Source organism: Mediterraneibacter flintii (assembly GCF_055387595.1).
This window is the reverse complement of record NZ_AP031405.1, coordinates 3,030,964-3,042,481: the sequence shown is the minus strand read 5'-3', so window position 1 is coordinate 3,042,481 and position 11,518 is coordinate 3,030,964. Positions and strand designations below refer to the sequence as shown.

At 40.7% G+C, this 11,518-nt stretch carries 11 protein-coding genes; all 11 read left to right on the top strand.

All coding sequences use genetic code 11. From position 1 onward, the window contains the following. Positions 1-8 precede the first annotated feature (8 nt). A complete protein-coding gene (locus ACZ5C4_RS14600; RefSeq protein WP_464521655.1) occupies positions 9-1,526 on the top strand; it encodes a sugar ABC transporter ATP-binding protein in 1,518 nt (505 codons plus the stop codon). Then, on the top strand, positions 1,523-2,470 hold the full coding sequence (locus tag ACZ5C4_RS14595; RefSeq protein ID WP_464521654.1) for an ABC transporter permease: 948 nt from the start codon (positions 1,523-1,525) through the stop codon (positions 2,468-2,470). Before ACZ5C4_RS14600 ends, ACZ5C4_RS14595 begins: the two co-directional genes overlap by 4 nt. Positions 2,471-2,535: 65 nt before the next feature. Continuing rightward, positions 2,536-3,489 carry a substrate-binding domain-containing protein gene (locus tag ACZ5C4_RS14590; RefSeq protein ID WP_464521653.1) on the top strand — a complete coding sequence of 318 codons (954 nt, stop codon included), beginning with the start codon at positions 2,536-2,538 and terminating at the stop codon, positions 3,487-3,489. A 124-nt stretch (positions 3,490-3,613) separates the two neighbouring features. Then, on the top strand, positions 3,614-4,042 hold the full coding sequence (locus ACZ5C4_RS14585; protein ID WP_464521652.1) for an RbsD/FucU family protein: 429 nt from the start codon (positions 3,614-3,616) through the stop codon (positions 4,040-4,042). Next, a complete protein-coding gene (locus ACZ5C4_RS14580; RefSeq protein ID WP_464521651.1) occupies positions 4,008-5,084 on the top strand; it encodes an aldose 1-epimerase family protein in 1,077 nt (358 codons plus the stop codon). Before ACZ5C4_RS14585 ends, ACZ5C4_RS14580 begins: the two co-directional genes overlap by 35 nt. A gap of 3 nt (positions 5,085-5,087) precedes the next feature. Beyond that, complete coding sequence (locus ACZ5C4_RS14575) at positions 5,088-6,383, top strand: hypothetical protein (protein ID WP_464521650.1); 1,296 nt, start codon at positions 5,088-5,090, stop codon at positions 6,381-6,383. A 502-nt stretch (positions 6,384-6,885) separates the two neighbouring features. Continuing rightward, the gene (locus tag ACZ5C4_RS14570; protein ID WP_464521649.1) at positions 6,886-7,824 is read left to right on the top strand and encodes a GNAT family N-acetyltransferase; all 939 of its coding nucleotides are present in this window, start codon (positions 6,886-6,888) and stop codon (positions 7,822-7,824) included. 43 nt (positions 7,825-7,867) lie between these two features. Further along, complete coding sequence (locus ACZ5C4_RS14565; protein WP_464521648.1) at positions 7,868-9,202, top strand: PTS transporter subunit EIIC; 1,335 nt, start codon at positions 7,868-7,870, stop codon at positions 9,200-9,202. A gap of 6 nt (positions 9,203-9,208) precedes the next feature. Further along, positions 9,209-10,060 (top strand): MurR/RpiR family transcriptional regulator, encoded by an 852-nt coding sequence (locus tag ACZ5C4_RS14560; protein ID WP_464521647.1) that lies wholly within the window; start codon positions 9,209-9,211, stop codon positions 10,058-10,060. Between the two features lie 22 nt (positions 10,061-10,082). After that, positions 10,083-10,976, top strand: a complete 894-nt coding sequence (gene murQ / locus ACZ5C4_RS14555) for an N-acetylmuramic acid 6-phosphate etherase (protein WP_464521646.1) — start codon at positions 10,083-10,085, stop codon at positions 10,974-10,976. Positions 10,977-11,020: 44 nt separating this feature from the next. Next, positions 11,021-11,503 (top strand): PTS sugar transporter subunit IIA, encoded by a 483-nt coding sequence (locus tag ACZ5C4_RS14550; RefSeq protein WP_464521645.1) that lies wholly within the window; start codon positions 11,021-11,023, stop codon positions 11,501-11,503. Positions 11,504-11,518 lie beyond the last annotated feature (15 nt).

The window sequence follows — 11,518 nt, the reverse complement described above, 5'->3', positions numbered from 1 at the left end:
TGAAGCTTGTGGCAGAAGAAAGATATATTTTACAGACGAGAGGGATCAGTAAATCGTTTTCCGGGGTGAAAGTGCTAGAAGGAATAGAATTGTCTGTCATGCCGGGAGAGATTCATGCGCTGATGGGAGAAAACGGAGCAGGAAAATCAACATTGATGAAAATCATTATGGGGATTTATACAAAGGACAGTGGAACATTATATTTCGATGGAAAGGAAAGAGAATTTAGAAGACCTAAAGAGGCTTTAGAAGCGGGAATTTCTATGATTCATCAGGAACTAAGCCCGATTCCCGAGATGACAGTAGCGGAGAACGTATTTCTGGGAAGAGAACAAAAGAAAGTAAAAGGGCTTCCTTTTGTGGATAAAAAGGAATTAAATAAACGAACGCAAGCCTTGTTGGATGAATATAAGCTTTCACAGTACATAAGGCCAAATATGAAGATGAAAAACTTGAATATAGCACAAATTCAGATGATGGAAATCATTAAGTCCGTATCTTATCATTCAAAAGTGATAATCATGGACGAGCCGACCTCTTCTTTATCTGAAAAAGAGACAGAGATTCTTTACAAAATACTAGATATGTTGAAAAAGAACAGTGTTGGGATCATTTATATTTCCCATAGGATGGAAGAGGTATTTAAATTAGCTGATAGAGTGTCTGTTCTGCGAGACGGCAAATTTATTGGATGTGAGAGGGTTTCAGAGACCTCAGGAGAGACACTTGTCAATATGATGGTGGGACGTGAATTGGGGAACGGATATCCACATACAAAAGCAGATAAAGGGCCGGTTCTTCTCGAGTTGAAAAATTTTAACCGTAAGGGTGTGTTTGAGAATATAAATTTAAAAGTCCATGCTGGAGAAATTGTGGGTATGGCCGGTTTAGTAGGAGCTGGAAGAAGTGAAGTTATGCGTGCACTCGTAGGATATGACAGACTGGATTCAGGGGAAGTTTATATGGAAGGAAAAAAAATCCGAATCCGGCATCCAAAGGATGCAAAGAAAAACCATATTATCATGGCTCCGGAAGACAGGAAGGAACTGGGACTTCTTTTATGTAGAAATATAAAAGAAAATATATCCATCCAAAATATGGATAAAATAAGCCGGCTTTCATTTCTTGATAAGAAAAAAGAAAAGAAGCTCTGTACAGATGTTACACAACAGATGAAGACGAAAATGAATGGAATAAGCGATGCTGTATCGAGTTTGTCGGGAGGAAACCAACAGAAAGTCGTTTTAGCAAAATGCCTGCTGGCAGAGCCGAAAGTTCTGATTATGGATGAACCTACCCGCGGTATTGACATAGGAGCAAAAATGGCGATTTATGAGATCATGGTACGGCTTGCAGAGCAAGGGATGGGAATCATTATGATATCGTCAGAAATGCCGGAGTTGATCGGTATGAGTGACAGAGTGATTGTTATGTCGGGAGGACGGATCACGGGAGAATTGGAAGGAGAAGAAGCGGTTTCTCAACAGACCATTTTGAAATTAGCATTGGGAGGAGAAGATAAATGACGCAAAAAAGAGATATTGGAAAAATCATCAGAGAATTTGGACTAGCGGCTGTTGTACTGCTCATTGCTATTATAATGAGCTTTTTATCACCTACATTTCTGACGGCAAATAATATAACAAACATTTTAAGGCAGATTTCTATTAACGGAGTACTAGCAGTGGGAATGACATTTGTAATTTTAACGGGTGGTATCGATCTTTCCGTAGGTTCTTTGGTTGCGGTAACAAGCGTTATATGTGGTTCTCTTCTGGAGGGAGGTATGAATACGGCGTTGACTTGCCTGATAGGAGTTGGAGCTGCATGCGTCTTTGGACTCGTTAATGGATATTTAGTTGCTTATATAGGATTCCAACCGTTTATAGCGACCCTTGCTACTATGAGTATCTGCCGTGGATTTGCAATGGTATATTCCGATGGAAAGCCTTATATCATTAAGGAACAGAATTTTTTGTTTATCGGACAGGGAAAAGTAGCAGGAATTCCAATGTTAGTCATTATCCTTATAGTTATCTGCGTCTTGGCGCTGATCATTTTGAATACTACGACATTTGGAAGATATGTATTTGCGATTGGCGGAAATAAGAATGCGGCGAGGCTTTCCGGTGTTAAGACACGAAAGATGGAGATGTTGGTATATCTACTGTCGGGTTTTTGCTGCGGGATTGTAGGGCTGATGCTTTCTGCAAGAATTAGCTCTGGACAACCTGGGGCGGGGGATGGATATGAATTAGATGCGATTGCTTCTGTTGCCATAGGAGGCACAAGTATGACAGGTGGCATAGGAACACTTAGAGGTACGATTTTGGGTTTCCTTATTATTGGACTTATCAGTAATTCTATGAATCTTTTAAATATTGATTCTTTCTATCAGGATATCGTAAAAGGACTGATTATCATACTTGCTGTATTTTTGGATATGAAGACAAAAGGTAATGAACATTGATATTCAAAAAGGGCTTAATGCCAGGCGGCATTAAAATAAATAATTACCAAAGGAGGACAAATGGTATGAAGAAAAGGTTATTTGCAGTTTTATTGGCAACAGCATTGGTAGGAACAATGGTTGTAGGCTGCGGCAGTTCGGGGGACGGGGAGTCGAAAGACTCCGGTAAAGGTAGTGAGAAGATTACGATTGGCGTAACAATGAAAGACAATTCAGACGAATTTGTAAAACGGATTGCCAATGCGATTGAGTCGGAAGGAGAGGCACAGGGTGTTGAAATTCTTATGAATGACGCACAGGGAGATGTAAACAAACAGGTGAGTGATGTAGAAAATATGATTGCCCAGGGAGTAGATGCGATTATATTGAACGCACAGGACATGGAAGGAAGCGCTCCCTGTGTGTCTATGGCAAAGGAAGCAGGTATTCCTCTGATTGCCTGCAATTGTGATGTATCCAATACAGATTATACGGGGTTTGTAGGCTGTACAGATCAAGAATCAGGAGTCATGCTCGCCGAATGGTTTATGGAAAACCTTCCGGAAGGCTCCAATGTATGTATTATAGAAGGTCCAATGGGACAGGCAGGACAGATTGGCCGGATGGAAGGCTTTGAGGAAGCTGGAATGTTAGATTATTTTAATGTGCTTGCTACACAGACAGGAAACTGGAAAAGAGACGAAGCAATGACTCTGGCGGAAGACTGGATTACTACATATGGTGACAAGTTGGACGCAATCATCTGTGAAAATGATGACATGGGAATGGGTGCGCTTTCTGCGTGCAAAGCGGCAGGAAGAGAGGATATTGTTATCGGAGGTGTAGATGGCATTGACGATGCGCTCCAGGCAGTGAAAGACGGTGAATATGGAGTTTCTATTGTACAAGATGCAGAAGGCCAGGGAACAACAGCAGTACAGCAGGCGGTAAAAGCGGCAAAGGGAGAAGATATAGAATACGATACACGTATTCCGTTTCAGGAATGTACAATTGACAACGTAGACGAATTCTTGAAATAGTTATTTTATAAAAAGTATCCCGCCTGAAAGGCAGGATACTTTTTATCTTATAGGGGACAAAAATAGTTTTAGTACCCTAAGTTCTGTCAGCAAGTAAACCTGTGTAAAATAAAAGGAGGTTAAAATGCTTAAAAATATTCCTCAGATGATAGCTCCGGAATTGATGAAAGATATGATGGAAATGGGACATTCAGATGTTTTGATTTTAGCAGATGCAAATTTTCCGGCAGCCTCTCATGCAAGAAAAATAATCCGTATGGATACAGTGGAAATACCTGAAATTTTGCAGGCTGTCCTACAGTTTTTTCCCTTGGATAGTTTTGTGGAAAAACCTGTAAAATTAATGAAGAATCTTCCAGAAGAACCAGTTCCCCAGATTTGGAGTGTGTATGAAAAAATATTGAAGGAACACGACAGCACTCATGCTTTTCAACAGTTTGGCTTTATAGAGAGGCTGCAGTTCTATGAAGACGCAGAGAAAGCCTATGTGATTGTACAGACAGGGACGACAGCTCGATATGCCAATATTATGCTACAAAAAGGAGTTGTATGACGGGATGGACTATCAGGAAGAAAAAAAATATGTGGGAAATCAGGAACAATTGTTTTGTGTACAAAAAGTAAAACTAGAAGATGGGAAAGCGGAAGGGGTTACCATGTTGGAAATCCGGAACCGTTCAGGAATGCAGTTTGCGGTAAATACAAGTAGAGGGATGGATATTCCATATCTGAGCTTTTGTGGAGAAAACATAGGATATATTTCTCCATGCGGTATTGTAGCGCCGCAATATTTTGATGATAAAGGTGTAGGATTTTTGAAAAGCTTTACAGCGGGATTTCTGACTACATGCGGGTTAAAAGTTGCCGGCGCGGCATGCAAATATAAAGAAAAAGAATACGGGCTTCATGGGAATATATCTCATATACCTGCTGAAAATATAACGTATGAAATTGTGGAGAGTAAAAAAAGTGTTTATGCAAGGATTGCTGGTACAGTAAAAGATGCGTCAATTTTTGAAGACCGCCTACGTCTGGATAGAAAAATAGTATGTTGTTACAAGGAAAAGAAATTTATCATTCATGATACAGTAAAAAACGAAGGCTATAAAAAAACACATCATATGATTCTATATCACTATAATATAGGATATCCTGTATTGTCTCCGGAAAGCGATATATATATTCCTTCCAGTGAAATAATACCGCGTAATGAACATGCAAAACAGGGTATCTCAAATTACAGTCAGGTGGAGTTGCCTGATCCGGAATATGAAGAGATGTGTTTTTATCACAAATTAATTCCGGACAAGGAAAACTGTGCATCTATATGTGTATTTAATCGGAAGCTTGACATAGGGATTGTGTTGAAAATACATTTGGATACATTGGATCATTTTGTGCAGTGGAAAATGATGGGAGCAGGGGATTATGTTATGGGGTTTGAACCGGGCAATACAACTATAGATGGAATTGAAGATGCTATACAGAATGGATCCATGAAGTATTTAGAACCGGGAGAGGAAGTAGAATATAAAATGGAAGTAAAAATGATCAAAGGAAAAGAAGAATTTAATAAATTAAAAGGAGACCGATAAGAAATGACAGAAAAGGAATTAATTATAAAAAATGGAGACAAATTAGATAAACAACTTTGCGAGGCAAAAAAGACAGGAAACCTTGTAGTACAAAATGCTACGGAAGACGAGAAGACTATTAGAAAAACATTCGAGGAAGGGAAAGGAGTTTTTAGGTTATTTCCGGCATTTGTACCGAGAAGATTTGGAAAAGCAGGGCATAGGCTGAAATTGCATCCGGATGATTATTTTGCTTTTGGGATGGAAAGAGGTTCTATTACAGAGAGATGGTTTTCTTCTACCATTGCGGCGCAGAACGGTCCGACTGCAAAAGCGGACGAAGGAATGAGCTATGTATGTACGTCCTATGACAGTGATGAAAAGTTTTCCCTTCGGACTGCTGTGAAAGTATTAAAGGAAGAACTGATAGGAAAAGAATTAATGGATAAATATAATGGTTGGCCTATATATTCGAAATTTTTTGACAATGAGAATCCACTGTTCCACCATTTACATTTGACGTTTGAGGCAGCAGCTAAGGTAGGAAAGCTAGGGAAACCAGAAAACTACTACTTTCCAAAACAACTAAACAATCATTTTGGGGAAGCAGGTTATACATATTTTGGATTTGACCCGGATGTGACTCCAAAAGAAATTAAAGAACGGATATGTAAATTTGCGGATGATGATACGAGAATCACAGAATTATCCCGTGCGTATAGAGTTCAGCTTGGAACAGGATGGTATACACCGGCGGGGGTTATTCACGCTCCAGCCTCTGTCCTTACCTACGAACCACAGTGGAATTCAGATGTAAATTCCGTATATGAAAACATAGTTTCGGGAGAAGTATATCCACCAGAAATGCTAGATGAAGAGTGCCCAGACGATAAGAAAGGGGATATTGATTATATTTTCGGTCTACTTGATTGGGACAAAAATGTAGATCCACATTACAGAAAGCACTATTTTAGACCTCCAATTATTTCAAACGAATCAGAAAATTACATAGAAAAATGGATTACTTACGGAAATCCATATATTGCAGCGAAAGAACTGACTATTTATCCTGGTCAAACAGCTATAATAAAAGACTGTGCGGCATATGGGTGTATTTTTATACAGGGACATGGAACATTTGGCGTATACGATGCAGAGGCAGCGACATTACTACATTTCGGGCAGCAGAGTACAGACGAATTTTTTGTATCTGAAAAAGCAGCGATAGAAGGGGTAGAGATTACGAATATGAGTAAAGTGGAACCGTTGGTTCTTCTTAAACATTTTGGACCAAACTTAAAAGATGTGCCGGAAACGTAAAAAGGAGAAAGGTGAGCGAAAAGAACAGCAAGTAATTTTTTATCATATAATCCTAATTTTTTAGGGTAACACAAAGAAGTGTAAAATAAAGTGTGTAAGTTTTTGTAACTTACACACTTTATTTTACATTAAGGCTGATTCTAATTTAATCGGTAAAAGTAGAAGGACAATATTAAGGCATTATATAAGAAAATTTTTTAAGATATGCTAATGTGGACAATATTTAAGAGGAATTTAATATTATACGCGATTGGATAAATGAGCTAAGCATAATTAATGAAACAATTTAAGGGTTATAGGCCTCACATTAGAGATAGTTTTTTGGATTATGCGTTTTGTACAAAAAAAATCAGATAATCATAAAAATCAGGGCGATTTATCCAAAGGATGAAATTTAATTTCATAAAAAATATAATTTATTGATAAAAGTATTTTGGGTGTTATAATGGGCATATTAAGACCGGTCAGACAAAAGCAATGGAAGGAGTGAAACAGTAGGGAAATGAACATAAGGCGCTATACACAAAAGGATGAGGAAGCGATTGTCGATCTGTGGAACCGCACTTGTACGGTGGATGCGATTGACGTAAAAAAGTTTCGCAGGCAGGCCATATTTGACGAAAATTTTGACGTGCGTTTCAGCCGAGTTGCGGAAGTGGATGGCAAACTCGTCGGGTTTATTTACGGGACGAAGAGGAAATTTCCCTATCTCGAGAGGGGGCTCGAGCCGGAACGCGGCTGGGTGAACGTGCTCTTTGTAGATGAAGCATATCAGCGGCGTGGTATTGGACGCAAGCTACTGACAGAATGTGAGGAGGAATTGAAAAAAGCTGGGTGTAGGAATATTACACTGGGCGCATATTCTCCCAATTACTTTTTCCCGGGTATAGATACAGGAAATTATAAAGCTGCGGCTTGCTTTTTTGAAGAACAGGGCTACATGCCTGGAGAAGAGCATTATTCAATGGGAAAAAATCTTCATGGATACAGACTGTCAGATCAGACATTAGAAAAGAAAGAGGAAGCCGAGAGAAAGGGCTACCGATTTATTCAGTTTAACTATTCTTATAGTCTTGAGCTTCTGGAGTTCTTGAAGGAGGAGTTTGGAGGAGGCTGGAAACGTAACGCTTTGCTTGCAATGCAGAAGGAAACAGCGCAGGACGTGATCCTGCTTGTACTAGATAAGGAAGAGAAAATATGTGGCTTTTGCATGCGGGCAATCGACGGCAATCCAATGCGTTTCGGACCTATAGGGGTGGCAGAATCAGAAAGAAATGCAGGTATCGGAGGTATTCTTTTAGAACTGCAGTGCTATGAGATGTGTAAAAAGGGTATATATAGGATGTATTTTATTACGACGGACGAGCCAGGGAGAAGATACTATGAGAGGCATGGCTTAGAAGTATTTCGGACATTTGTCTCTTATAAGAAAGAATTTTGATTAGAAGAACAAGGAAAAGAGTGAATAAAAAGGAGGAAACTTTATGGGCGCTCAGGGAAACGCAGCAGTAATTGTGGAACAATTAGGAACAAAAGAAAATTTGCTGTCGATTGAGAATTGTATGACGCGGGTACGCATTACTGTAAAAGATGTTAAGAAATGCGATATTGATAAATTAAAGAAATTAGACGATATTTTAGGTGTGAATGTAGAGGGAAATCATGTGCAGCTGGTCGTAGGTCCTGGAAAAAGTGCAAAGCTTGCTACTCAAATGTCGGAGATTACAGGAATTAAAACGATAGAGGGAGATGAAGCAGAGCTTCGCAAACAGGAGAACAGAGAAAAGAATAACACTCCCTTTAAGCGGACGTTGAAAAAAGTAGCACATGTATTTATTCCGATCTTGCCTGCATTTATTGCCTGCGGTTTGATGGTAGCTATCTATGAGGCAGGTTATGTATTCTTTCCAGAATTAAAGGAGGCAGATTTCGGAAAGATTTTATCTGCGATTGCATATTCTGTATTTACGATTCTGCCGATTATCGTAGGATACAATGCTGCGAGGGAATTTGGCGGTTCTCCAATCCTAGGAGCTGTGCTGGCGTCTGTGCTAAATGCAGCGGATATTACGGGAGTCCATGTGCTTGGTATCGAATGTACGGCAGGACGCGGCGGAGTAATTTCCGTTCTTATTGTCGCGGCCCTCGGTGCAAAGCTAGAACGAATGATACGGAAGAAAATGCCGGAAATTTTAGACACGTTCCTGACACCTCTGTTTACAATTTTTATTATGACGTTTTTAGGGTTAATCGTATTCCAGCCTGTGGCAGGATTTGTATCTGATGCGGTCGGCAACTTCGTACATTATATTATTTATAATGTTCCAGCTTTAGCGGGCCTGGCGACACTTGTATATCTTCCATTAGTTATGACGGGAATGCATCATGGACTTATTGCAGTAAATGCGCAGCTTATCGCTGATTTCGGAGTTACTTATCTTCTCCCAGTGACGTGTATGGCAGGCGCAGGGCAGGTTGGAGCAGCTCTCTATGTATTATTAAAGACCAAAAACAAACGACTGAAAAAGGTTTGCAAGAACGCGCTGCCAGTCGGTATGCTGGGGATTGGAGAGCCTCTTATGTGGGGCGTGACAATACCGCTTGGGAGACCGTTTATTGCTTCCTGTTTAGGCGGTGCGGTAGGTGGAAGTGCGATGGCAATTATGCATGTTGCTGCTAAGATTCCGGAATTGTCAGGCTTACAGCTTTCTCTTATTACGACGAGTCCGCTGAAATATTTGCTTGCAGTTGCAATCTCTTATGTAGCAGGGTTTTTGTTCTGCAAATTATTGGGATTTACAGATTTGGAGGAAGAGTAAGGCAGTATGAAAAGTGTTCTTGTCAGATTTCAGGAATATGAAATAAAGGCAAGTGGCGCGGAACGGACGGTTGTCCGGTTTATATTGGAACATCCAAAAGAATGTTCTGCCTATAGCATCCATCAGTTGGCGGAGCATTCTTTTACGTCCGCATCCACTATTGTGCGTCTGTGTAAAAAGACGGGATTTTCAGGGTACAAGGAATTCCAAAAAGCGCTGATCGCCGAGAATAGTATTCGGGAGGAAATCGATAGTAAAAAGAGTCTGGATATTGAAAAAGAAGACAGGCAGGAAGAACTAATTGCAAAGGTTACTTACAGAAATATTGTTTCCTTGGAAAAAACAAGAAAACTGATGGATGAAGAAGTACTGGAACAGTGCACTGTATTATTAGAACAGAGCAAAAGCATCAGGTTTTTTGGTATCGGTGCATCTCAGCTTGTGGCACAGGATGCCTATATGAAATTTCTGCGCAGTGATAAGATATGCTTTAGCCATGATGACTGGCATGTACAGCTACTATATGCAAAGAATATGACATCCAAAGATGTGGCGGTCGTTATAAGTTACTCGGGACTTACAAAAGAAATGATCCAATGTGCCGAAATGGCAAAGAAGAAGGGCGCATCGGTGATTGCGATCACAAGATTTGCAGATTCGCCTCTGCGGCGGATAGCAGATTTTAATCTGTATGTGGCAGCGTCGGAGCTACTGCTGCGTAGCGGGGCAATGTCTTCGCGTATTGCACAGTTAAATGTTGTGGATATTTTATATACAGCGTATTTAAACAGACATTATGAAGAGGCAGTCATTCAGACAAGGGAGACATATATATTAAAAGAGCAGCAAGAAGAATAAAAAATGAGGAGAGGCGTGTGGAATGGATAAGGAACAAATAGGCAGGCTTAGTACCGAGGTGTGTAATCCCCGATCTAGACAGATGGACAGGATGGAGATACGCGAACTACTGACTCTGATGAATGAAGAGGATGAAAAGGCGGTACAGGCTGTTAAGGAAGCTTTGCCAGAGATAGAAAGAGCAGTCAAAGAAATCATCTGTGCGCTTAAAAATGGCGGCAGGCTTATCTATGTAGGTGCGGGCACAAGCGGAAGAATGGGAGTTATGGATGCGGTAGAATGTGTCCCGACGTTTTCTACTACAGATGAGGTCATTGCAATTATGGCAGGAGGCGAGGGGGCTTTTGTGCGCGCTGTCGAGGGTGCGGAGGATTCGCAGGAGCTGGCGGTGGAAGATCTTCGAGGCATCGGTCTGAAAAAAGAGGATGTAGTGCTGGCTATTGCAGCTTCAGGCCGGACACCCTACTGTATCGGCGCATTAAAAGAGGCAAGAAAGAAGAAAGCGCGGTGTATGAGTCTTGCATGCAACCACGATGCCCTTATTTCGCAATATGCTGATGTGGCGATAGAGGTGGACGCAGGGCCAGAGGTGCTCACAGGCTCTACTCGATTGAAGGCAGGCACATGTCAGAAGCTAATCCTGAATATGATATCTACTACAGCAATGGTAGGTATAGGTAAGGTGTATAATAATTATATGGTGGATATGAAAGCGACGAACTATAAGCTGGCAGATCGGGCAAAAAGGATTGTTATGGAATGTACACAGTGTTCGGAAAAACAGGCGGAGGAAGTGCTTAAAGGTGCGGATGGTTCTATTAAAACGGCTGTTGTTATGCTCTTGACTGGAGTGACACGGACAGAGGCGGAAGAAAAACTAAAAATTTCCGGCGGTTTTGTAAATCGCTGTATTTAGAAAGAGAGTAGACATACATGTTTTCATTTTTAAGGAAAAAAGAAATGTCATTAAAAGAAAAGGAAGAGGAGAAGGGGCAAATACTGTCTGCATTTATCTCGGGGAAGGTCATCCCTATAGAAGAAACTCCGGATCCTGTATTTGCCCAAAAGGTGATGGGCGGGGGTGTAGCAATAGAACCTGTAGAGGAGGTCTTGGTGGCACCTTGCGATGCAGAAGTGACAGTTGTTATGGAGGATACAAAACATGCGGTAGGCATACAGTCGACAGACGGAATGGAAATATTGCTGCATGCCGGATTAGAGACGGTCAATATGAAAGGAGAAGGCTTTACACTGTTTGTAAAGCCAGGGCAGCTTGTGAGGCGGGGACAAAAGCTGCTTTCCTTTGAAACAAAAAAGATTATAGAGAAGGGATATAACACGATTTGTATTATGGTGATATCCAATGAAGAGAAATTTGACAATCTGGTGTACAAAACCGGTATACAGGCAAAAAAAGGGGAAACGGCGATTGCCGACTATTAGAATAATAGAAGCCAG

Coding starts and splice junctions, on each gene's coding strand:
- ACZ5C4_RS14595 (WP_464521654.1), top strand. CDS start 1,523: ATGACGCAAAAAAGAGATATTGGAAAAATCATCAGAGAATTTGGACTA.
- ACZ5C4_RS14590 (WP_464521653.1), top strand. CDS start 2,536: ATGAAGAAAAGGTTATTTGCAGTTTTATTGGCAACAGCATTGGTAGGA.
- ACZ5C4_RS14585 (WP_464521652.1), top strand. CDS start 3,614: ATGCTTAAAAATATTCCTCAGATGATAGCTCCGGAATTGATGAAAGAT.
- ACZ5C4_RS14580 (WP_464521651.1), top strand. CDS start 4,008: ATGCCAATATTATGCTACAAAAAGGAGTTGTATGACGGGATGGACTAT.
- ACZ5C4_RS14575 (WP_464521650.1), top strand. CDS start 5,088: ATGACAGAAAAGGAATTAATTATAAAAAATGGAGACAAATTAGATAAA.
- ACZ5C4_RS14570 (WP_464521649.1), top strand. CDS start 6,886: ATGAACATAAGGCGCTATACACAAAAGGATGAGGAAGCGATTGTCGAT.
- ACZ5C4_RS14565 (WP_464521648.1), top strand. CDS start 7,868: ATGGGCGCTCAGGGAAACGCAGCAGTAATTGTGGAACAATTAGGAACA.
- ACZ5C4_RS14560 (WP_464521647.1), top strand. CDS start 9,209: ATGAAAAGTGTTCTTGTCAGATTTCAGGAATATGAAATAAAGGCAAGT.
- murQ (WP_464521646.1), top strand. CDS start 10,083: ATGGATAAGGAACAAATAGGCAGGCTTAGTACCGAGGTGTGTAATCCC.
- ACZ5C4_RS14550 (WP_464521645.1), top strand. CDS start 11,021: ATGTCATTAAAAGAAAAGGAAGAGGAGAAGGGGCAAATACTGTCTGCA.